At 58.6% G+C, this 20,359-nt stretch carries 20 protein-coding genes and 1 riboswitch; of the genes, 6 read left to right on the plus strand and 14 right to left on the minus strand.

Features of this window, described 5'->3' with window-relative positions:
* Nucleotides 1–39 precede the first annotated feature (39 nt).
* The 3 genes from A9G06_RS11565 to A9G06_RS11575 all read right to left on the minus strand — a co-directional run bounded on the left by A9G06_RS11565 (nucleotide 40) and on the right by A9G06_RS11575 (nucleotide 2,619).
* Nucleotides 40–765, minus strand: a complete 726-nt coding sequence (locus A9G06_RS11565) for a MaoC family dehydratase (protein WP_019445964.1) — start codon at nucleotides 763–765, stop codon at nucleotides 40–42.
* A 245-nt stretch (nucleotides 766–1,010) separates the two neighbouring features.
* A complete protein-coding gene (gene rlmF / locus A9G06_RS11570; RefSeq protein ID WP_069555330.1) occupies nucleotides 1,011–1,982 on the minus strand; it encodes a 23S rRNA (adenine(1618)-N(6))-methyltransferase RlmF in 972 nt (323 codons plus the stop codon).
* A 148-nt stretch (nucleotides 1,983–2,130) separates the two neighbouring features.
* Nucleotides 2,131–2,619 carry an NlpC/P60 family protein gene (locus A9G06_RS11575; RefSeq protein ID WP_005334331.1) on the minus strand — a complete coding sequence of 163 codons (489 nt, stop codon included), beginning with the start codon at nucleotides 2,617–2,619 and terminating at the stop codon, nucleotides 2,131–2,133.
* Nucleotides 2,620–2,894: 275 nt separating this feature from the next.
* On the opposite strand from A9G06_RS11575, the gene A9G06_RS11580 reads away from it, so the two are divergent.
* Both A9G06_RS11580 and A9G06_RS11585 read left to right on the plus strand, forming a co-directional pair.
* Nucleotides 2,895–3,617, plus strand: a complete 723-nt coding sequence (locus A9G06_RS11580; protein WP_069555331.1) for a 4'-phosphopantetheinyl transferase superfamily protein — start codon at nucleotides 2,895–2,897, stop codon at nucleotides 3,615–3,617.
* Entirely contained in the window at nucleotides 3,614–4,462 is an 849-nt protein-coding gene (locus A9G06_RS11585) for a tetratricopeptide repeat protein (RefSeq protein WP_069555332.1), read from the plus strand. The genes A9G06_RS11580 and A9G06_RS11585 overlap by 4 nt, the downstream gene beginning before the upstream one ends.
* Before the next feature lie 156 nt (nucleotides 4,463–4,618).
* Here the strand turns inward: A9G06_RS11585 and A9G06_RS11590 are convergent, their stop codons facing one another.
* Nucleotides 4,619–4,861, minus strand: a complete 243-nt coding sequence (locus tag A9G06_RS11590) for an Lpp/OprI family alanine-zipper lipoprotein (RefSeq protein WP_005334342.1) — start codon at nucleotides 4,859–4,861, stop codon at nucleotides 4,619–4,621.
* 225 nt (nucleotides 4,862–5,086) lie between these two features.
* Nucleotides 5,087–5,740 carry a 3,4-dihydroxy-2-butanone-4-phosphate synthase gene (ribB, locus tag A9G06_RS11595; RefSeq protein ID WP_069555333.1) on the minus strand — a complete coding sequence of 218 codons (654 nt, stop codon included), beginning with the start codon at nucleotides 5,738–5,740 and terminating at the stop codon, nucleotides 5,087–5,089.
* Nucleotides 5,741–5,844: 104 nt separating this feature from the next.
* Nucleotides 5,845–6,001: riboswitch (FMN riboswitch) on the minus strand.
* 260 nt (nucleotides 6,002–6,261) lie between these two features.
* Between ribB and purU the strand changes: the two genes are divergently transcribed.
* The gene (purU, locus tag A9G06_RS11600) at nucleotides 6,262–7,098 is read left to right on the plus strand and encodes a formyltetrahydrofolate deformylase (RefSeq protein WP_069555334.1); all 837 of its coding nucleotides are present in this window, start codon (nucleotides 6,262–6,264) and stop codon (nucleotides 7,096–7,098) included.
* 79 nt (nucleotides 7,099–7,177) lie between these two features.
* On the opposite strand, the gene A9G06_RS11605 is transcribed toward purU, so the two are convergent.
* Nucleotides 7,178–8,440, minus strand: a complete 1,263-nt coding sequence (locus A9G06_RS11605; protein WP_069555335.1) for a DUF945 family protein — start codon at nucleotides 8,438–8,440, stop codon at nucleotides 7,178–7,180.
* A gap of 107 nt (nucleotides 8,441–8,547) precedes the next feature.
* Nucleotides 8,548–10,029, minus strand: coding sequence for a cardiolipin synthase (cls, locus tag A9G06_RS11610; RefSeq protein ID WP_005361740.1), 1,482 nt, complete (start codon nucleotides 10,027–10,029; stop codon nucleotides 8,548–8,550).
* Between the two features lie 97 nt (nucleotides 10,030–10,126).
* Between cls and A9G06_RS11615 the strand changes: the two genes are divergently transcribed.
* On the plus strand, nucleotides 10,127–10,669 hold the full coding sequence (locus A9G06_RS11615) for a DUF1439 domain-containing protein (protein ID WP_069555336.1): 543 nt from the start codon (nucleotides 10,127–10,129) through the stop codon (nucleotides 10,667–10,669).
* A 5-nt stretch (nucleotides 10,670–10,674) separates the two neighbouring features.
* Here the strand turns inward: A9G06_RS11615 and A9G06_RS11620 are convergent, their stop codons facing one another.
* Complete coding sequence (locus tag A9G06_RS11620; protein WP_041980377.1) at nucleotides 10,675–11,115, minus strand: GNAT family N-acetyltransferase; 441 nt, start codon at nucleotides 11,113–11,115, stop codon at nucleotides 10,675–10,677.
* 340 nt (nucleotides 11,116–11,455) lie between these two features.
* Between A9G06_RS11620 and A9G06_RS11625 the strand changes: the two genes are divergently transcribed.
* The gene (locus A9G06_RS11625; RefSeq protein ID WP_069555337.1) at nucleotides 11,456–12,193 is read left to right on the plus strand and encodes a lytic transglycosylase domain-containing protein; all 738 of its coding nucleotides are present in this window, start codon (nucleotides 11,456–11,458) and stop codon (nucleotides 12,191–12,193) included.
* A 92-nt stretch (nucleotides 12,194–12,285) separates the two neighbouring features.
* Here the strand turns inward: A9G06_RS11625 and aqpZ are convergent, their stop codons facing one another.
* Both aqpZ and A9G06_RS11635 read right to left on the minus strand, forming a co-directional pair.
* On the minus strand, nucleotides 12,286–12,975 hold the full coding sequence (gene aqpZ / locus A9G06_RS11630; RefSeq protein ID WP_069555338.1) for an aquaporin Z: 690 nt from the start codon (nucleotides 12,973–12,975) through the stop codon (nucleotides 12,286–12,288).
* A gap of 270 nt (nucleotides 12,976–13,245) precedes the next feature.
* Nucleotides 13,246–13,458 (minus strand): DUF1653 domain-containing protein, encoded by a 213-nt coding sequence (locus A9G06_RS11635; RefSeq protein WP_005334366.1) that lies wholly within the window; start codon nucleotides 13,456–13,458, stop codon nucleotides 13,246–13,248.
* Nucleotides 13,459–13,838: 380 nt separating this feature from the next.
* Here A9G06_RS11635 and A9G06_RS11640 point away from each other — a divergent pair, with 380 nt between their 5' ends.
* Complete coding sequence (locus A9G06_RS11640) at nucleotides 13,839–15,053, plus strand: pyridoxal phosphate-dependent aminotransferase (protein WP_069555339.1); 1,215 nt, start codon at nucleotides 13,839–13,841, stop codon at nucleotides 15,051–15,053.
* Between the two features lie 65 nt (nucleotides 15,054–15,118).
* Here A9G06_RS11640 and A9G06_RS11645 read toward each other — a convergent pair whose 3' ends face one another.
* The 4 genes from A9G06_RS11645 to A9G06_RS11660 all read right to left on the minus strand — a co-directional run bounded on the left by A9G06_RS11645 (nucleotide 15,119) and on the right by A9G06_RS11660 (nucleotide 20,350).
* Nucleotides 15,119–16,594 (minus strand): YfcC family protein, encoded by a 1,476-nt coding sequence (locus A9G06_RS11645; RefSeq protein WP_058052104.1) that lies wholly within the window; start codon nucleotides 16,592–16,594, stop codon nucleotides 15,119–15,121.
* A gap of 162 nt (nucleotides 16,595–16,756) precedes the next feature.
* Complete coding sequence (gene fabV, locus A9G06_RS11650) at nucleotides 16,757–17,950, minus strand: enoyl-ACP reductase FabV (RefSeq protein ID WP_005353312.1); 1,194 nt, start codon at nucleotides 17,948–17,950, stop codon at nucleotides 16,757–16,759.
* Between the two features lie 229 nt (nucleotides 17,951–18,179).
* Complete coding sequence (locus A9G06_RS11655; protein ID WP_069555340.1) at nucleotides 18,180–18,404, minus strand: hypothetical protein; 225 nt, start codon at nucleotides 18,402–18,404, stop codon at nucleotides 18,180–18,182.
* Nucleotides 18,401–20,350 carry a hypothetical protein gene (locus A9G06_RS11660; RefSeq protein WP_069555341.1) on the minus strand — a complete coding sequence of 650 codons (1,950 nt, stop codon included), beginning with the start codon at nucleotides 20,348–20,350 and terminating at the stop codon, nucleotides 18,401–18,403. The genes A9G06_RS11655 and A9G06_RS11660 overlap by 4 nt, the downstream gene beginning before the upstream one ends.
* Nucleotides 20,351–20,359: the final 9 nt, after the last annotated feature.

Below are 20,359 nucleotides of genomic sequence, written 5' to 3' on the forward strand. Positions count from 1 at the left end.
ACAGCGGGCCCGTTTCACCATTCATGCCGATGAGGGGGCTCAGAAGTAGATGCGGGTCACCGACTCGATGACGCAACCCGGGCGGCGGATCCCTTCGATCTCCACCTTGATCTCTTTGAGCAGCTCCAGCCCACCCTTGATGGGGGTGACCCGGGCCAGCTTGGTGCGGGCGCGGATGTTGCTGTCCACCTTGATGGGATATGGGAAGCGCACCTGATCCAGCCCGAAGTTCACCACCATGCGGGCGGTCGGGAACTCGGGGGTGGCCTCATCGACCGAGCCAGTCAACTGTGGCAGCAGCGCCAGGGTCAGGAAGCCGTGGGCGATGGTTGTCTTGAAAGGCGACTCGGCGGCCGCACGCTCCGGATCGGTGTGGATCCACTGGTGATCCCCGGTCACTGCAGCAAACTGATCGATCATCTGCTGGCTGACGTGCAGCCACTCGCCGACATGAGTCTCTTCACCAATGCGAGCCTGCAGGGCGGCATAGAGCTCGGCCGCCTCGGCCCCCAGCTCAACAGCGGGTTCCTGAGCCACGGCAGGCTGACCGTTGGCTACTTGTGCCACGGTTGCTGCATCCTGTTGCTGCTCGCTCTGGGACTCGGCTTGCAAGTCCAGCACACGCCCCAGCAAAGGGTGAAGATGTGCCTTTTGCTGAAACTCACGCCAGTAGTCGCGGATCGCCGGAGAGAGCCAATCCTTGAGCTCAAAGGGGTGCTGCGCCAGAATTTCGCGCTTGCGCTTCAGAAAATCGACAACTTTCATCTACCGATCCCTATTTGATTCAATGCCTGTAAAGAGGTCTAACCAGTCCTATTTTATTAAAGTTTCAGCTGTAAGTGCAAAAAAATCTCGGCGTACACCTGTACCAAGGCGGAAGTAACTACTTAGACCATGTAAACCAGCATGTTCTGCCAATGAGGAAATCGATTGCCAAAGATGCCGCCAGCAGGGGAAATTTATCGGGGTCGTTATGAAAAAAGGCCCTCGTCGGGCCTTGTGGTGGGGAGTCAGCGCGCGCTCGACCAGCCGCGACGCAATCCCTCTTCATCCAGGAAGGACCAGGCGAGGATCCGGCTCACCTTGTTGCCCTGTGCCATGTCGATCACCCGTACCTGACGCGCCCCCACCCGGCTCAACGCCTTTTTCGCCCCCGGCAGGTTCTCTTTTTTCGACACCAGCGAGCTGAACCAGAGGCACTGAGTGGCAAACTCCTTGCTCTGGGCAACCATGTTGGCCAGAAACGCCGCCTCGCCCCCTTCGCACCAGAGCTCTGCCTTCTGGCCGCCAAAATTAAGCACAGGAGCGCCTGTCACCTCCTTGCCCAGATTGCGCAGCTTGCGCTCCGTACCCTTGCTCGCCTCCTCCAGCGACGCATGGAACGGCGGATTGCACAACGTCAGGGCGAAGCGATCCTTCGGCCCTATGATGCCGCGAAACACATGGTTGGGGTTACCCTGCAGGCGGCACTCAATCTGGTTGCCGAGCCCGTTGCTCTTGGCCAGCAGGGTGGCCGCCTTGACCGAGACCGGATCGATATCCGATCCCACAAAACGCCAGCCATATTCGCGGCAGCCGAGCAGCGGATAGATGCAGTTTGCCCCCACCCCGATATCCAGCACTCTCACCCCCTTGCCGGTAGGGAGCTGGCCTGCGCTCTCGGCCAGCAGGTCGGCCGCCCAGTGCAGGTAGTCCACCCGTCCCGGGATGGGTGGGCAGAGGTAACCGGCAGGCAAGTCCCAGTGGGCAATCCCGTAGTGATGGGCCAGCAAGGCGCGATTGAGGGTCTTCACTGCATCGGGATTGGCAAAATCGATGGTGCGGGTGCCGTAGTCATTGATAAAGACGTGGGCAACCAACTCGGGAGTTCGCAGGCAGAGCGCCTCAAAGTCGTAACCCGCCTGATGGCGATTACGGGAGTGAAGTCCGGATTTACGGTCGCCCGACTTGGGGCCACCGGCTGATGGGATGCGGGGTTTCATGCTGAGCCTGCCGAAGAAAACGGGCCCACACTATAGTGATTTGACTCGGGAAAGTCTAAACGAGGGCAATAAAAAACCGGGCTATCGAGCCCGGTTCAAGTGAGGTTGGAAAAACAGTCCGTACTGCGAGCCGTTTGTCCAGCCTGACTCAGATATCGATCCGGCGAGCTTGCCAGAACTTGTTGCGCCAATATTGGCTATCCAGCTTGGAGCGCGTCACACCGGCTCGGGTCGAGGCGTGGATGAATTCGCCATTGCCGACATAGATACCAACGTGGTTGAGACGACGATTGATTTTGAAGAAGACCAGATCACCCTCGACCAGATCCTGCTTGGAAACGCGCGTCCCTTCGTGGACTTGGGAGCGGGTATCGCGGGGTAATTCGATACCGACGGCATTGCGGAACACTTCACGGGCAAAGGCGGAACAGTCGATACCGCGCTGGCTACTGCCACCCATCCGGTACGGAACGCCACGCCACTCTTTATATACAGTCAGGATTTCATTCACATCGGGTGTCTGGGAAGCTTCCGGTTCGATGACAGGTTCAACCATGGAAACTTCGATCTTGCTCGCGACCTCGGGTTGGGGTGCCGAGGCACAACCCACCATTCCGAGCGCGACCAGCAGTAGCATCAGGTGGCGCAATCCTTTATCCCCGCTAAATAGTAAATCTTGTTAAAATACGGCCCCAAAGGGCAATTTATAAGGCAACAGCACCCGACTATATCCAAGAATTCTATCGAGGCAAGTGAAAATCCCTATCAAGCTCACATTTTTGCAAGGAAATGCACGATTTTTCATAATTAATGTGATCATGCCCAAACAATATACAATCGCAAAAAGAGCCTTGGGCCTCCTAGATAACTGGCTTTTATCCCTGCTTCAGCATCTTTTTAAAGTGAAAAATCATGATCGAAACCGATCTTTTTTTGTTAAAATCGGCCAGGGTATGCCAGGAACTGCTTGCTCAATTGCCTGAATGGCTGTCAACCGATGAGCAGCATATCTGGCAAGCCATGACCCATCCTGAACGACGTCAGGAATATCTGGTGAGCCGCGCCCTGCTGCGCCAGCTATTGGCCGAGCGGCTGCAACAACCTGCCGCCAGTCTGCAATTTTGCAACGGCCCCCACGGCAAGCCCCGACTGCACAATGACGGCTGGCAGTTCAATCTGAGCCACAGTGGCAGCTGGCTGGTGTTGGCGCTCTGCCCGCAGGGGCCGCTTGGAGTGGATATCGAACTGGGCAAACGGCGGCATCATCCCCTCCCCCTGGCCCGCCGGTTTTATGCACAGAGTGAATATGAGTGGCTCTGCGCACAGCCTGCTCAAGAGCAGGAGAGCGCCTTCTACCGGCTCTGGTCACGCAAGGAAGCGGTACTGAAAGCTCATGGTGGCGGTATAGCTGCGGGACTGGAGAAGGTGCGGTTTCTCCCGGAGGAAGGATGGCGACTCGACAACCTGCTCGATGACACCCCTTATCAGGTACAAGATTGGCCCTTTGCTAGCGGCTGGCTCAGTCTCGCGGCGACGGCAGCCCCTGTGACCTTTTACCGGCTGGATGAGCGCTTGAATTGCCACTCGCTTAACCCCATGTTACTTAACACCCTTTCTGAAGAGTCCAACTCATGATCGTCGACATTACTCCCCAGAATTTTCACGCTGAACTTATCGATGCGTCCATGAAGAAGCCGGTCGTCATCTATTTCCATGCTCCGCAGATGCCGGAGTGTCAGGGGATGACACCGCTGATCGAATCACTGGTTGGGCCCACCAATGAGCAGGTCACCCTGGCCAAGGTGGATATGAACGATCCCCAACTGCAGCCGCTGGCCAGTCAGCTCGGCCTGCGCGCCCTACCGGCGCTGGTGCTGTTCCATCAGGGTCGCCCTGACGAACAGGGGATCATCGAAGGGCCGCAGGATGAAGCCACCCTGCGCCAGTATTTCGCCGCCTTCGCCCCCAAAGAAGAGGAAGAGTTGCTGGCCAAGGGGCAACAGGCACTGGCTGACGAGCAGCCCAGCATCGCCTATGCCCATCTGACCAAGGCACACCAGCTGGCTCCTGAACGTCACGACATCAGCCTGTGGCTCATTCAAGCTGCGCTCGACCTCAATCTGCTGGAGGAAGCGCAGGAGCGCCTCGGCACCATCCCGATGGCGGCGCAGGATGGCCACTTCCATACCCTGAGCTCACGGCTGGCGCTGGCCCTGCAAGCGGCAGACAGCCCGGAGCTGCGCGCGCTGGAAGCCCGCCATGCAGAACAGCCTGATGATTTTGCCCTGACTCAGGAGCTGGCGGTGCAATACAACCAGGCTGGTCGTCAGGAAGAGGCGTTAGGACTGCTGCTGGAGATCCTCAAGCGGGATTTGGCATTCGGCGATGCCAGAAAAACCTATCTCGATATTCTGGCGACCATGGGCAGCACACCGGCGGCACAGAGCTACCGTCGTAAACTCTATAGTCTGCTCTACTGATCGGAATCGAACTGGCTGCTAATGATGGGGGAGTGCCGGGAGACCGGCATGACCTCATGGGTCAAGTACGAAGATGGTGCTGTGGGAATAGTGGAGATACGGTGAATTTCAGGCAAAAAAAAATGGCGCAAAACTGCGCCATTTTTTTCGCATGGATTACTTCTTGTAGGAAGTAGCCATGTTGTCGATGCGCTGGTTAGCACGCATAGCTTCTTGCTTGGCTTCGGCAACATCAGCAGCGATTTTGGACTGATCAGCACGAACTGCGCTAACATCTTGAGCCAGTTGGTCAACTTTGTTAGACAGATTCTGAACGGAAGTTTCCAGTTCGCTGGTGTTTGCACAACCGCCCAGCAGAGCGGACAGACCAACAACACCTACCAACAACAATTTTTTCATTTTTAAAGCTCCCTTGAACTCGCCAGACGTTTAGCAAGCGGCGTGATTATGGCACAAAAAAATCCTACTTTGCATAGTCCCCACCACAGATAAATGCATTAAAACCCTCATTTTTTTTTGAGTGAACAGTTTTTGTCCAGATTCGTCTAAAAAATGAGTGCCGTGTGGTGGGGGCACGGACAAAGGTTAACCAAATTTTTGCCTTATTACAATTTCGTATGAGGCTCAGGCTGTACGTTCTGACAACAATTGACGATATTGCACCAGATCCTCGATGGTCAGCACCGGCATCTGGTGCTTGCGACCGAACGCAACCAGGTCTGGCAGACGCGCCATCGAGCCATCTTCCTTAGTCAATTCACACAACACACCAAACGGTTTGAGGCCAGCCAGCTGCATCAGATCGACCGTCGCTTCGGTATGACCACGGCGGGTAAGCACGCCACCGGTTCGCGCCCGCAGCGGGAAAACATGACCCGGGCGATGCAGATCACCCGGTTTGGCGCCGTCTGCGATGGCTGCGCGGATGGTGGTGATGCGATCAGCCGCCGAGACACCGGTCGTGACCCCCTGCGCCGCTTCGATGGTCACGGTAAAGGCGGTCTGGTAGTGGCTGGAGTTGGCCTCCACCATCATCGGCAGTTCGAGCTGGCGAACCCGCTCGTCGGGCAGGCAGAGGCAGACGATACCGGAGCACTCGCGGATCATCAGCGCCATCTGTTCATTGGTCATGGATTCGGCGGCGAAAATGAGGTCGCCCTCGTTCTCCCGATCTTCATCGTCGGCCACCAGCACGCCGCCTCCGGCACGCAAGGCAGACAGAGCCGCTTCGACACGGGCAACGGGATCACCGAATTCACAGAGTAGAGACTGATTCATGGTAAAACTCCTAAACAAGACAAGGACCAGAATCAGGGCATGGAAAGGCAGACAGAGACGGGCATGCAGCGGCCAGCCTACAAGGGCCAACACGGCAAGGTCTGTCTTATCCTCTTTCATCCGGACTATGACCGTCGGCTCCGGCATCTCACCGGATCTGCTGACCCCGACCTGGCAATCAGCCGGGTCGGGCGCTCGCGGGCTCCCCGAGTCAATCGGGATACCGCCGGTGGGGAATTGCACCCCGCCCTGAGAATAAGCGCAGACAGCCTAAAGAAAAACGGTTGCAGATACCAGTCAAAATCCCCCGCAGGCTGAAAAGCGTTTCAACATTGCGCCCGGGATCCCGCTCTGCGGCCCGCTCGCCAGCACGAGAGGCCATGATTGGCGAATTTCTTTATGGCGCGGATCGGTTTATGGCATAGTTCCCGAAACCAAAAAAACAGGGCCCGAAAAGAGAGCCTGAACAACGCTGCCGGCGCAGACAGCAGCGCCAACACCACAAACGGAAAATGACAGAGATGGAAAAGAAAATACTGCTCACGGATTGCCCGGATGCCAAAGGGCTCATCGCCAAGATCACCAACATCTGCTACAAGCACCAGCTCAACATCATCAAGAACGATGAGTTTGTGGATCACGAGAATGGCCGCTTCTTTATGCGTACCGAGCTGGAGGGGCGCTTCAACGACGAGACCCTGCTGGCCGACCTCGATGATGCCCTGCCCACCGGTGCCCAGCGCCGTCTGGTCAAGGCGGGCAAGAAGCGTATCGTCATCCTGGTTACCAAGGAGACCCACTGCCTCGGCGATATTCTGATGAAGAACTACGCGGGCGCGCTGGATATGGATATCGTCGCGGTGATCGGCAACTACGACACCCTGGCCGAGCTCACCGGCAAGTTCGATATCCCGTTCCACACCGTCAGTCACGAGGATCTGAGCCGGACAGAGCATGAGGAGCAGGTGCGCGCCATTATCGACAGCTATGAGCCTGACTATGTGATCCTGGCCAAGTACATGCGGGTGCTGACCCCGAGCTTCGTCGAGGCCTACCCGCGCAAGATCCTCAACATCCACCACTCCTTCCTGCCCGCCTTCATCGGTGCCCGCCCCTACCGGCAGGCGTTTGATCGCGGCGTCAAGCTGATCGGCGCCACCGCCCACTTCGTGACCGACGATCTGGATGAAGGCCCCATCGTCGAACAGGACGTGATCCACGTCGGTCACGCCTTCAGTGCGGAGGACATGGCCAAGGCGGGTCGGGATGTGGAGAAATCGGTGCTGAGCCGCGCGCTGGAGCTGGTACTGAACGAGCGGGTGTTCGTCTACGGCAACAAGACGGTAGTCTTCAAGTAATTCGCCCACACGGCACGTATGCAAACGCCAGAAACAACAACGGCTCCCGCGGGAGCCGTTGTTGTTTCTACATCATGTGTCAGAGCGGCAGATCGTTTACCGTCACCGCGCCCTTTTCCAGCTTCAACTCGGAGGTCAGCGCTTGCTTGTCGGCCTTCAGATAACCCATCAGGGTCAGCTGATCGAGCATGGGGGCCAGTTGCGGCACCGCCTTGCCCAACTTGTCGCTGAGGCTGGCATGCAGCACGCCGGAGAGGGCCTGCATCCCCGCGTCGCTGTTGAACAGCAGCTCCAGCGAGGTAGAGGCCAGCTTCACGTCCCCTTTCATGGTCACCGCCTCACCGTTGAGCTTGGCGCTGAGATCGGCCAGTTCAAGGGTCGCGCCACGTTTGAGCATTTTGTCCAGCGCCTGCTGGATAGCGGCATCTTCAACTCCCTTGCCACCGGCGGCCTGCAGCCCCTGATACCCTTCCAGATCCAGACCGTTGAGGTTGAGCGCCAACTTGCTGTCGGTCACCGCCAGGGTGTCGGTCTCGTTCTCCAGATCCAGCTTGGCAATTTTCATCTGATAGCTGCTGGAGAGGGTCTGGGCATCATCACCAGTAAGCTGAGTCTCGGTAGTCATCCCCTGCAGGGCAACCTTGACGCTGTCAGGCAGTTGCACCGTGAGGGCCGAAAGGGTCATCTCGCTCTGGGGCGAGAGGATGACACCACTAATCTCGGCAATGTCGGCACTCCCTTTCAGATCGGCCAGCACCAAGTCCATCTTGCTCTGCTCTTCGTGAACCGTCATCCCCTGCCAGGTCATGGTGAGGTGGCCATTCCCCTCCAGATTGCCGTGGAACTCGCCGCTCAGGGGCAGGAAGCTGAACTCGTCCAGCCCCTGTTTGATCTTGAATTCATTGGCCCAGAAACGGCTGCTGTTACCCTGGGTCCAGAGACTGGTGACCGACTCCAGACCGAGTTCCCACTGCTCCATACCCAGTGCGGTAAAGACCGGCGCTAGCGTGCCATTATGGGTATCGAGCAGGAAGTGGCTCTTGATGTAGAGCGGCAGGATCTGGCTCTTGACCACCAGTTGCAGCTCGATGGGCTGACTGCCCTCCAGCTCGCTGTCGATGGCAGCCAGCTCCTCCGGCGTCACCACGACCTTCAGGATCCCGTCACGGGTGAAGAGGTTGCTGCTGCCCGGCTGCCACTGCATGTCGATGCCAGTCTCTTGCTCTACCTTGGCGATCTGCTCCGCCATGATGTTGTCGAAGCTGTTGCCCGTGTACCAGCACGCAGCCAGACCACCACCTACCAGTGCCGCACCCACGGCGAGGGCCACTATCTTTTTCATATATCCATGTGTCTCCAGGGAGTTGTCACTGCACTCTACGGGGCGGACTCGGGGCTAGGCAAGTCCAATCAGATGGCGAGTCCACTTTCTTGCGGCTCGCCACAACATCACAGCAAGGGGCTGAAGAGATAGAAGATGTTCTCCATCGCCTTCTTGTACCAGGGGCGGGCCTGCCATTGGGCCAGGGTCATCGGGGTGGCTTCCGCCATATAGCCCTGTACCAGCCGGGTCATCTGGGCCACGAACGAGGGGTTATCCACCAGCAGGGTCACCTCGAAATTGAGCCAGAGGCTGCGCCGATCCAGATTGACCGTCCCCACCAGCGCGAAGTCATCATCCACCAGCACGCTCTTGGTATGGAGCAGACCGGCATCGTAGCGGTAGATCTCCACCCCGGCCGCCAGCAGCTCCTCCATAAAGGCGTTGCAGGCGTAATTGGCCATGATGGAGTCATTGCGTGCCGGCAACACCAGCTGCACCTGCACCCCGCGCGCCGCTGCCGAGCTGAGTGCAGCCGCCAACGGATCGTCGGGTACAAAGTAAGGGGTCGTCAGCACCAGATGGCTGCGCGCCTGATAGATGGCCAGCAGCAGGCTCTGCTGGATGCAGTCGCCGCCGACGAAGGGGCCGGACGGGATCAGCTGGGCACGGTAGTTGGTCTGGGGCCAGGCCTCCGGCTCATGCTGCAGACTGTCGAGCAGCCGCTCGCCGGTCTCCATCTCCCAATCCCAGACGAAGATCGACCACATCAGCGGCACCATGGGGCCCTGCACCCGGATCATGATGTCGACCCACTGGCCGACCCCGGCATCCTGCTTGAAGAAGCGGGGATCCACCATGTTCATGGAGCCGGTGTAACCCACCCTGTCATCGATCACCACCAGCTTGCGGTGCATCCGCAGATCCTGACGCTGGAACAGAATGCGCCAAGCGCCGACCGGCAGCACCTCCACCAGCTTGACCCCCGCCTTGCGCAGCTTTTTGGGCCAGTGGGAGCGGAAGAACTGTTTGCTGCCCACCGAATCGAGCAGCAAGCGACAATCCACGCCGCGTTGCGCCACTTCAATCAGCGCCTCGCACACCTCGTCGGCATCGCCGCCCGGATGCCAGATATAGAACTCCAGATAGCAGGAGAGCGTCGAGCGACGGATATCCTGGGCAATCTCGCGCAAGATCCAGTCCGGCTTGTTGAGCAAGGTCATGCGGTTGCCGGAGAGCATCGGCATGGCGAGCCGTCCCTGGATCAGATCGTGCAGCGGCTGTGCCTTGGCGCCCACTTCGCAGCAGTGCTGCGGGAACAGACGGGCCAGTTGACGGATCCAGATGGCATAAGGGCGATACATGGCCTGGGCGCGCTCGGCACGGCGGCGCCCCAGCTTTATTTCACCAAACAGCACATAGAAGCCCACCCCGGCAAACGGAATGGCATAGATCAGCGCCAGCCAGGCCAGCGACACCCCGATGGGACGGCGTTTCATCACCACCCGAAACGACACACCGGTGACAATCACGGTATGAAAAAGCAGTAGCAGCCAACCCAGAAAACGGGAAAACAGCAGTTGAAGATCGTGTTCCAGACCGTTAAACAACGGGGACTCCTTCTAATCGACAAACAGCGCGGTGGGCAGACCCCAACCGGCCGGGATGGTATGCTGTAAGGCAAATCCATTCTATCAGGTCGCACGCATGATCCTGCAATCTATGCTGCTCAGCCTGGCCATGCTAGGCCAAGGCTCATATGACATCAATGAGCAACAGATAAACCAGTACCTGCAATCTCAGGTGCAAGTCGACAAACAGCTGGAGCTGCCGGGCATCATCAAGGCCCATGTGACGCTTGAGCAGAGCGACGTCCAAATCGGTCGCCAACGCCCCGATACCGCCCGGGTCTATGGCAAGGGCAAGCTCAACATCGCCCTGCCAGACAATACCGAATATGACGCCCGCCTGCAGATGACCTATGAGGCGAGACCCCGCTATGACAAGAGCCAGAGCGCCTTGTTTCTCGATAACATGAAGTTGGTGGAGTACAAGCTGGAGCCGGAGGCGGCCGAGAGAAAGTTCGGGCTGATGCTCAACATGTTGCTGCAGAGCATGGAGAAGCGGCTCGAGACCAAGCCGGTCTACAAACTCAATGACAAGGATCCGGATCAAGCATGGCTGAAGGAGAATCTGCTGGGGCTGGAGCTGTCACCGGGCAAGATCCACCTGCTGACCAAACCCCGCTAAACCGCTCAATTCAGGAGGGGCTGGGTGGTATCCCGTACCAGCAGCTCCACCTGATAACCCTGCTGCTGCTGCCGCTCGTAGAGGGAGAAAAGCGACCCGCTCAATTGATTGAGGGGCATATCGGCAAACCCGGCCTTGAGATAGAAAGGCTTCTCGAAGGGCAGCGCCTGACAGACCACAGGTTTGTCCAACAGACCGTGACAGGCGTGCTGCAACAGCCGAGATCCCAATCCCAGCGACTGGTAGTGGGGCAACAGGCGAAAGCCGCACAGATGGTAAAACTCCTCCTCGTCCCGCAGCCGTACCGCCCCCACCAGCCAGTGAGCATCACGTACGACAAAGATCCGCTCGGCCAGATCCGGCACATAGTGGGAAAACGTCGTCTCGTAATAGTCCCTGATAAGGGAGAGGTCGGCGTCGCAGTACTCTTCGAAAGTGAGTTCCATCGCCAGCTTGCTTGTCACAGACAAATCCTTTGATAATCAGTTATTAGTGCCAGATACGGTGCGCTAATCCGACCACATGACGCCAGCACGATAGCATGCCTTTCGTCAACAAAAAAGCGGACGTCATGGGCAGCTTGCTTACCCGGTGGAAGAGGCCATGACCCACCGCCTGACGGCCAAAACCGTGCTTTATGATGACAATCCTTTATTGCGGCGGATACTTTGATCCCGGTCACCGAATCGGATCATTTGCCCCCTGTTGGCCGCTTGTTCTGCCCTCGTCATGATGCTTTACTCAACATGGTCATCACAAGAAGGAGTATCAGGGTTGAAAGCATGGATGCTGGCAGGCCATATGTTGTTGATCCCCCTGAGCGGATGGAGCCAGACTCCCCCTCCCGCGGAGGTGATCTTCCTGACCGCCGCTCCCTTCCCCTTGCGTCCGGTCAAAGATGCCACTCCCGCCTCACAACCCGACACCGCTCAAACAGCGGCAGTCGCCACCAACGGCAAGAAGCAGATCCAGGTCTATAAATCGGTGCAACAGAACGGGGTGGTTCGCTACTCCGATATGGCACCCGAACAGGGCCATTACGAGCTACTGCTGTTCAATGACTGCTTCGCCTGCGATCCCAAATCCAGCGTCAACTGGCAGACCACAGGGCTGTTTCTCTATGACTATGCCAGCACCATCAAGGCGGCCGCCAAAACCTATCAGGTTGAGCCGGCGCTGATCCGGGCGCTGATCCATGCGGAATCCGCTTTCAATCCGCTGGCGGTCTCCCGCAAGGGGGCGATGGGGCTGACCCAGCTGATGCCCGCCACGGCGCGGGAGTTGGGGGTCGGCAATGCCTTGCTGGCGGAGCAGAATATCTTCGGCGGGGTGAAATACCTGGCGGGACTGCTCAAGCAGTATGACGGCAACGTGGCGCTGGCGACCGCGGCCTACAACGCCGGCGCGGGCGCCGTACAAAAACATGGCGGTATCCCGCCCTATGCGGAAACCCGTGCCTATGTGGAGCGCGTCCAGCTCCTCCACCTGCGCTACAAAGAGATGCTGCAGGCCAAAGGGCTCTGAGGTTAGCCTCGGTTAATGCTCTTTTCTCGCCCCTCCAGAAACAAAAAACACGCCCGCAGGCGTGTCGATACCACACTTTGTTTCGCAAATGATTACTTCTGCTCAGTCGCCACCAGGCGATAAGCCAGCGCACCCAGAATGGCACCGACAATCGGGGCAACCCAGAACAGCCACAGCTGGCTGATAGCCCAGTCACCGACAAACAGCGCAACACCGGTACTGCGGGCCGGGTTGACAGAGGTATTGGTCACCGGAATGCTGACGAGGTGGATCAGGGTTAGGCACAGACCGATGGCGATCGGCGCGAAACCGGCAGGCGCACGGCTATCGGTGGCCCCCATGATGACGAACAGGAAGAAACCGGTCATCACCACTTCACACACCAGTGCGGCAGTAAGGCTATAACCACCCGGAGAGTGCTCACCGTAGCCGTTGGAAGCAAAACCGGCAGAGAGATCAAACCCGGCCTGACCGCTGGCAATCACGTAAAGCACGGCAGCGGCGGCAATGCCACCCAGCACTTGCGCCACCATATAAGGCAGTACACCGGAGGCCGGAAAACGACCACCCGCCCACAGACCGACGGTCACGGCCGGATTGAGGTGGCAACCGGAGATATGGCCGATGGCAAACGCCATGGTCAGCACGGTCAGACCGAAAGCCAGCGAGACCCCCAGCAGACCAATCCCGACGTGAGGGAAGGCTGCAGCCAGCACGGCACTGCCGCAACCGCCCAATACCAGCCAGAAAGTGCCCATAAACTCAGCAGCAACAGGTTTCACATTATTTCTCCCATTTGAGATAACACCGAACAAGACCCGAGAAGGGCCCATGCTTGAACAAGCGCAGCATTATGGGAGTGTGAATCCAGATTGCGAACCCGGCAGGCAGAGCTCACTGAATGTGATGTTTGTCACAATTAGTTGATTAGATAAGGGATTTATCATTAAGACGACTGGCTGCACATCTCATACCCAAGGGCGTCATGCGACAACTTGTGACACCATTTAGCTCGACTGCTCATCCCTTGAACGATAAAAACGGAGGCGTGGTCAGTCTCCTGCCGGGGCAAAACGGCTGACAACCTGCCCCTGATGCTCAATCCACTCCATAAACATAGCGACGGGACGGGCATAGACCTGACCATCCTGCTCGGATTGATAAATGACCAGCTGCTCCTGGGTTTCGGTATGCAAAGCCAGGGCAAGCACTTGATAGTAACCCCCCTTGAAGTGACGATAGCGGCCTGGAACGGGTGCTTGCATGGGAAAACCTCGTAGAAGTGAACGCCGATGAGCGAACCACATAAAGATGACACCATGGGTGCCATTCAACTCATCGAAAGGGGGGCGAAGACGATTTTTTACACAAGCCAATCGTGCCACAGGATCCGGATATTGCAACACAGTCAGGCAGCTTTGTTAATTCGTTCCCCATGTTTCACTAGTTAACCTCGGTTAGCACCAAAGATCGTGCTGAATTTAACGTTCTGGCAACCCTGTTTTAGGGCTAAAAATCAGGGAATTCTTCTAAAAAGAGGATTGTTCTAGCATTCAATTCTGTGAAGAATAGGGGAAAAGAAATTTGATACTAAAAATCGCCTTTTTCGCCAACGCGTCCCTGTGGGGAAGGAATCACTGTCACCATGTTCACAATCGACAAGTCGCACAAGCTCGACGATGTCTGCTATGACATCCGCGGCCCGGTGCATAAAGAGGCTCGCCGTCTCGAAGACGAAGGCCACCGCATTCTCAAGCTCAACATCGGCAACCCGGCCCCGTTCGGCTTTGATGCGCCGGAAGAGATCATCAAGGATGTGATCCTCAACATGCCACTGAGCCAGGGCTACTGCGACTCCAAGGGGCTGTTCTCTGCTCGCAAAGCGGTGATGCAGTACTACCAGCAAAAAGGGATGCGCAAGGTCGATATCGACGACATCTACATCGGCAACGGTGCCAGCGAGCTGATCGTGATGGCAATGCAGGCGCTGCTCAACAATGGCGACGAGATGCTGGTCCCCTCCCCCGACTACCCGCTCTGGACTGCCGCCGTCACCCTCTCCGGTGGCCATGCGGTGCACTACCGCTGCGACGAAGGGGCTGACTGGTATCCGGATCTCGATGACATCCGTGCCCGCATCACCCCGCGCACTCGCGGCCTGGTGCTGATCAACCCCAACAACCCGACCGGCGCCGTCTACGGCAGCGAGTTCCTGCTGGAGGTGATCGAGATCGCCCGCCAGCACAACCTCATCATTTTCGCCGACGAGATCTACGACAAGATCCTCTACGACGACATCTCCCACACCAGCGTCTGCACCTTGTGTGACGATGTGATGGTGGTGACCTTCAATGGCCTCTCCAAGGCCTACCGCGCCTGCGGCTTCCGTCAGGGCTGGATGGTCATCACCGGTCCAAAAGGCCGTGCCCGCGGTTACATTGAAGGGCTGGAGATGCTGGCCTCCATGCGGCTGTGCGCCAACGTACCTATGCAGCACGCCATCCAGACTGCGCTCGGTGGCTACCAGAGCATCAACGAGCTGATCCTGCCGGGCGGCCGCCTGCGCAAGCAGCGGGACAAGGCGTGGGAGCTCTTGAACGAGATCCCCGGGGTCTCCTGCGTCAAACCCAAGGGGGCGCTCTACATGTTCCCGCGCCTCGACCCCAAGGTGTATGACATCCGCGACGACCAGAAGATGGTGTTCGACCTGCTGCAGCAGGAGAAGTTGCTGCTGGTACAGGGCACAGGCTTTAACTGGCCGGCACCGGATCACTTCCGACTGGTGTTCCTGCCTCGCGAAGAGGAGCTGGAGGATGCCATCGGCCGCCTCGCCCGCTTCCTCAAGAGCTACAAGCAGTAAACAAAGCCAATGAAAAAGGCTCCTTACGGAGCCTTTTTGTTATCTGTCGTTTTTCGTCCGTACCATCAGCCATGCAGCAGGGCACCGGCCACCAGCACCGCCATGGTGATGAGGGCTACACCGATGATAAAGGGCAGCACCCAGCGCACGAAGCGATCGTAGGGGATCTTGGCGAGCGCCAGACCGGCCACCAGATGAGCGGCGGTAGGGGCGAACAGGTTGATCCAGCCGGAAGCGGACTGATAGGCAGTGATCACCAGATCCCGTGAGATGCCGGAGAAGTCCGCCAGCGGCCCCATCAGTGGCATGGATACGGTCGCCAGCCCCGAGGTGGAGGGAATAAAGAAGCTCAGAATGATGTGCACCAGATAGGCCATCAGGATGAATACCGACGAGGAGAGTCCGGTCACCAGCCCCTCAGCCCAGTGCAAAATGGTATCGATGATGACGCCCTGCTCCATCACCACATAGATGCCGCGCGCCACCGCCACCACCAGCGCCACCCCGATCAGATCCCGCGCGCCATTGAGGAAGGTCGCCACATAGTTGGATTCCGGCATCCGGTTGATCAGCGCAATCAGGATGGAGGCACTAAAGAACAGGGTAGAGAGCTCGTCAAACCACCAGCCAAAGGTGGGCAGCACATCGATCCCCAAATCCGACCAGGGCACCACCGCATAGATCATCAGCAGGAAGGTGCCGAAGAAGACCAACATGGTGAGCTTCTGCTTGCCGGTGAAGGCGAGATTGCCGCTCTTCATCTGGGAGAACTCGTCGTCATAAGTGATGTCGGCCAGCACGGAACGGGACTTATCCTGCTGCACCTGCTTGGCGTAACGCATCACGAACCAGGAGGCGAAGATCACCAGCAGCAGCCACTGGATGACCCGCAGGCCAATCCCCTCACCGATGGGAATGCCGGCAAAACCGGAGGCAATGCCGGTGGCAAACGGGTTGACGGTGGAGGCGAGAACCCCGACCCCGGAACCAAGCAGGATGATCCCCGCGGCCACCATGCGATCGAAGCCCGCCGCCATCATGACCGGCACGATGAGTGCCCAGAAGGCCACCGTCTCCTCTGCCATGCCGAAGGTGGAGCCACCGAGGGCAAAGAGCGCGATCAGCACCGGGATCAGCAGCCGCTCACGGCCAGCGAAGGCACGCACTATGGCCCCCACCCCGGCATCGAGCGCACCGCTTTGCATGGTCACCGCCAGAAAGCCGCCGATGATGAGCACGAACAGTGCCACGTCGGCCGCCTTGTGAAAGCCCTGGATCGGCGCCTTGAGCACCTCGAACACCCCTTGCGGGTGGGCGGGTAGCTCGGTGTAACTGCCGGGCACTGGCAACAGCCGCTCGTCGCCGCTGTAATCAGCCACGGCCGCTGCCGCCACCGGCTGCTGGGTCTTGGCGGTGACATAGTCATATTTGCCCGCTGGCAGCACCCAGGTGAGGGCGGCCATCAGGGCGATGATGATAAAAAGCAGGGTATAGACAGTGGGGAGTTGGCGCTTCTTGGGCGCCTCGTTTGGAGTGGTCATAGCTTCCATTCCTCGGCAATGCCGTCTGTGATCCGATCAGCGCAAGACTAGCGGGTTTGATATGGGAAAAAGGTGATCGCTGATAATAAAATTCCGCAAGTTAGCGGAATTTTTGCCAAAAAAACAGGGCCCCGCAGGGCCCTGTTTTCACTTGAGTCAGACTCAGAGCTCGACCACGTCGAATTTCACGTCCGGATTCACATCCGCATCGTAATCGACCTCGTCCAGACCGAAACCGAACAGGCGCAGGAACTCCTGCTTATAGCCGGTGTAATCAGTCAGCTCGGAGAGGTTCTCGCTGGTGATGGACGGCCACAGGTCGCGGCAGGTCTGCTGCACGTCTTCGCGCAGTTCCCAGTCATCCATGCGGATGCGCGCCTGCTCGTCCAGCGCCATGTCGGACGCGTAGAGACGGGTACGCATCATGCGATCCACCTGCTCCATGCAACCCTCGTGAATCCCCTTCTCCTTCATGATCTTGAAGGCCATGGAGATATAGAGCGGCATCACCGGAATGGCGGAGGAGGCCTGGGTCACCACGGATTTCAGCACAGCCACGTGAGCGGTGCCGCCCTTGGCAGCCAGATCGCCACGGATGGCGGCAGCGGCGCGATCCAGATCTTCCTTGGCGCGGCCCAGAGTGCCATGCCAGTAGATTGGCCAGGTCAGATCGGTACCGATGTAGGAGTAGGCCACGGACTTGGCGCCGTCAGCCAGCACGCCGGCATCACGCAGGGCAGCCATCCACAGCTCCCAATCCTGACCGCCCATCACTGTGATGGTGTTCTGGATCTCTTCCTCGTTAGCCGGCTCGACGGTGGCGGTGATGATCTGGTCCTTGTTGGTATCGATGGCGGTGGTGGTGTAGACCTCACCGATCGGTTTGAGGGCAGAGCGCACCACTTCGCCGGTTTCCGGCATCTTGCGCACCGGAGAGGCCAGGGAGTAGACCACCAGATCAATCTGACCCAAATCCTGCTTGATGAGCTCGATCACCTTGGCGCGGCACTCGTTGGAGAAGGCATCGCCGTTGACGCTCTTGGCGTAGAGGCCCGCCTCTTTGGCTGCCTTGTCGAAGGCGGCAGAGTTGTACCAGCCGGCGGTACCGGTCTTGGACTCGGTGCCCGCTTTTTCAAAGAAGACGCCGAGGGTGGCGGCGCCGCTACCGAAGGCAGCCGCAATCCGGGAGGCCAGGCCATAACCGGTGGAAGCGCCGATCACCAGCACCTTCTTGGGGCCATTCTCGATGGTGCCCTTGGCCTTGGTATAAGCGATCTGGCGACGAACATTGGCTTCACAACCGACCGGATGAGTGGTGGTGCAGATAAAGCCGCGAACCTTGGGTTTGATGATCATATGGGGTCTCGGATCCGTTTAATGGATGAAATCGGGGCATAAGATACCTCATCTTGCCGCGATAAGGTGCTCTGATGTGTTGAACTGCGGCAAAAATGGGCATCCGAAGTGTAGCCCGCCGCCGAAAATGAAAAAGAGTTACGGGGAAAATGAAAAGCTACCAGCCCAGTAGTTTATCAAACTTGGTGGCACCGGAATCACTGAGTTTGATAACCCCGTTAAACCGGCATTAAACCTCTATCTCATAGGTCGGTAAATCCTGCGCCTCTCCTGCCAGTTCCCCTCCCCTGTAAAATGCCTTCTTGCCGATGGCTACCCCGGTGCCCCGTACTGTGACCGTTCCACCCGCCAACGCGCTGAGAGTCGTGGTCGTGGTACCTACTGCGGTCACGGTACCAACCAGCAAGGGATCAGCGCCGGGCACCAGCTCCAGGAATCGCTTAAACAGGTTCATACAAATCGCTCCACAGTGAGCTGCTGGCGTACCGTCATGGCCCTGTTCTGCAGCGCAGCAGAGACTCTGACGCCCCGGTTGTAACCCTTCCAACCATCCACGGCGAGCAATGCGCCCGGCAGGATCAGCCCGGTATCAGCAGACAACGGCAGTTCAATGGTCTGGGTACGCTTGGGCATGGTCTTGGCCAGCCCCACCACACCCTGGGCACGGGCGGCCGTCACATCACATACCAGCGGGTGGGTGATGGTCGGCGCTTTCTGTTCGCCAGCCGTTCCCTGGCGCACCACCCGCACACTGATGCCCTGGTGGCCTCCAGTCACCCAGATCCCGTTGGCCGCATGACCCGGCTGGAAGTCACTGCCCAGGGTAGTAATGATGGCTCGGGGGATCGCCACATCGGCCTCTGCACTGTCGAGCTGCCACGGCACAGTGGGATAACGTGGTTTGATAACCAGATGACGGTTGCGCTGGTGTGGCAGCACAAAACCACCGGCCGCCTCGGCCAGGTACCTGACCACCTCGATCGGGGTTTGGTTATCCAGGCTAAAGAACCCGGCAGGCACCAACCAGTCAGCCGCTTGCCAATCCAGCGTCCACCCCACCGGCAATACGGCGGCCGCCAGCTGGGCCATGGTCGCGGCAGCATGCTCACTCACCGCCTGCGCCAATACATGGGTCGGTGACAGATATGCGGTACGCGAGCGGCCGGTCAGCGTTGCCGACTCGCGACCAAAGCTCTGACTTGATTGCCAGCCATCGCACACGCAGTCCCATTGCTGACTATTGATATGGATGCTGACCTCTTCCTCATCGGTCAGCGCAGCCGCCGCAATACGGGGAATTTGAGCGCTGAACTGCCACGCCCAGGAGTCAGTATCGAGCTCGATACTCACCGCAGTGGCCGGGATATCGAGCCCATCGCGTACCCGCACGATCTTTGCTGTATTGCTCACCAGATAAACCCTCCGGGTTGGAATGACGATTGCCGCATCACTGCCCTGCCAGACGAACTCCAGCTCTGCCGTGTCGCGCTTGCGCCCGAACGCCAACCGCAGCACCCGCTTATCGGGGCGGATGGGTGGCTTGGGTGGTTCTGGTGGCGGCGTCTTGCCCCAGGTGGGCAACATGGCCTCATCCCAACCATCACGCCAGCCCTCTATCAGCGGCTTGCCGTGGTGCCAGGCTTGAGCGGCCACCCCTTTACCGATGGGGATGCCCTCTTGCCACAGGTCAGCCTGCCAAGCCTGGTCAAAGCGCGGCGGGTTGGTGAACCCGACCAGGCGCCAGCTACTGACCGGCGCCGCCTCGACCCACAGGGTGTGATTCGCCACATGGCCAGCGGCCAGGCTGTCATAGCCCTGGCAGCTCTGCTGGCTGACCGGCAGCCCCTCGGCAAAGCGCTGTTGATTGGCCATAAACGTCTGCGGCATCTGCTCGCCCAGCTCAGCCACCTGCTGCTGATGCGCGGCGGCCTGTTGCCACAGGGAGCGGCTGGTTGCCCGCTCGGTGCCTGCCTTCTGCCATTCGCTACTGAGGGCCTGGGAATGGCGATCAGCCCGATCCCAAACATCCCCCATTGCACTAGCAGGGCCCCGGAATACGTTCTGGTCATACTCCCCGGCGATCACCGGCAGCGGGGCGCGGGATATGATGGCCATAGTGCATTCAATGACGAACGCGCCGACCAGCTCCCCATGGCTATGGGTGTGGCTGGCAAGCACCGCATCAAGTACCACAGAGCCGTCCAGCATCGCGCTGGAGCGATGCGAGGTGCCATCCAATACCGATGCCAGCACCAGCCCCGGTGACGCACTCAGGCGTGGCGGCAAGTTGGTACTATTCAGGATGCCTACCAGCCGCACCACCTCAGACTGATTCAGCTCCAGCTGGCCATTGATGCTGCGAGCCTTACGCAGCGCTAAGCTGCCATCCTTTCTGGCCATATGGCCCCC

Source organism: Aeromonas sp. DNP9, assembly GCF_001728955.1.
GTDB classification, from domain to species: domain Bacteria; phylum Pseudomonadota; class Gammaproteobacteria; order Enterobacterales; family Aeromonadaceae; genus Aeromonas; species Aeromonas veronii.

Coding starts and splice junctions, on each gene's coding strand:
- A9G06_RS11565 (WP_019445964.1), bottom strand. CDS start 765: ATGAAAGTTGTCGATTTTCTGAAGCGCAAGCGCGAAATTCTGGCGCAG.
- rlmF (WP_069555330.1), bottom strand. CDS start 1,982: ATGAAACCCCGCATCCCATCAGCCGGTGGCCCCAAGTCGGGCGACCGT.
- A9G06_RS11575 (WP_005334331.1), bottom strand. CDS start 2,619: ATGCTACTGCTGGTCGCGCTCGGAATGGTGGGTTGTGCCTCGGCACCC.
- A9G06_RS11580 (WP_069555331.1), top strand. CDS start 2,895: ATGATCGAAACCGATCTTTTTTTGTTAAAATCGGCCAGGGTATGCCAG.
- A9G06_RS11585 (WP_069555332.1), top strand. CDS start 3,614: ATGATCGTCGACATTACTCCCCAGAATTTTCACGCTGAACTTATCGAT.
- A9G06_RS11590 (WP_005334342.1), bottom strand. CDS start 4,861: ATGAAAAAATTGTTGTTGGTAGGTGTTGTTGGTCTGTCCGCTCTGCTG.
- ribB (WP_069555333.1), bottom strand. CDS start 5,740: ATGAATCAGTCTCTACTCTGTGAATTCGGTGATCCCGTTGCCCGTGTC.
- purU (WP_069555334.1), top strand. CDS start 6,262: ATGGAAAAGAAAATACTGCTCACGGATTGCCCGGATGCCAAAGGGCTC.
- A9G06_RS11605 (WP_069555335.1), bottom strand. CDS start 8,440: ATGAAAAAGATAGTGGCCCTCGCCGTGGGTGCGGCACTGGTAGGTGGT.
- A9G06_RS11615 (WP_069555336.1), top strand. CDS start 10,127: ATGATCCTGCAATCTATGCTGCTCAGCCTGGCCATGCTAGGCCAAGGC.
- A9G06_RS11620 (WP_041980377.1), bottom strand. CDS start 11,115: ATGGAACTCACTTTCGAAGAGTACTGCGACGCCGACCTCTCCCTTATC.
- A9G06_RS11625 (WP_069555337.1), top strand. CDS start 11,456: ATGCTGGCAGGCCATATGTTGTTGATCCCCCTGAGCGGATGGAGCCAG.
- A9G06_RS11635 (WP_005334366.1), bottom strand. CDS start 13,458: ATGCAAGCACCCGTTCCAGGCCGCTATCGTCACTTCAAGGGGGGTTAC.
- A9G06_RS11640 (WP_069555339.1), top strand. CDS start 13,839: ATGTTCACAATCGACAAGTCGCACAAGCTCGACGATGTCTGCTATGAC.
- A9G06_RS11645 (WP_058052104.1), bottom strand. CDS start 16,594: ATGACCACTCCAAACGAGGCGCCCAAGAAGCGCCAACTCCCCACTGTC.
- fabV (WP_005353312.1), bottom strand. CDS start 17,950: ATGATCATCAAACCCAAGGTTCGCGGCTTTATCTGCACCACCACTCAT.
- A9G06_RS11655 (WP_069555340.1), bottom strand. CDS start 18,404: ATGAACCTGTTTAAGCGATTCCTGGAGCTGGTGCCCGGCGCTGATCCC.
- A9G06_RS11660 (WP_069555341.1), bottom strand. CDS start 20,350: ATGGCCAGAAAGGATGGCAGCTTAGCGCTGCGTAAGGCTCGCAGCATC.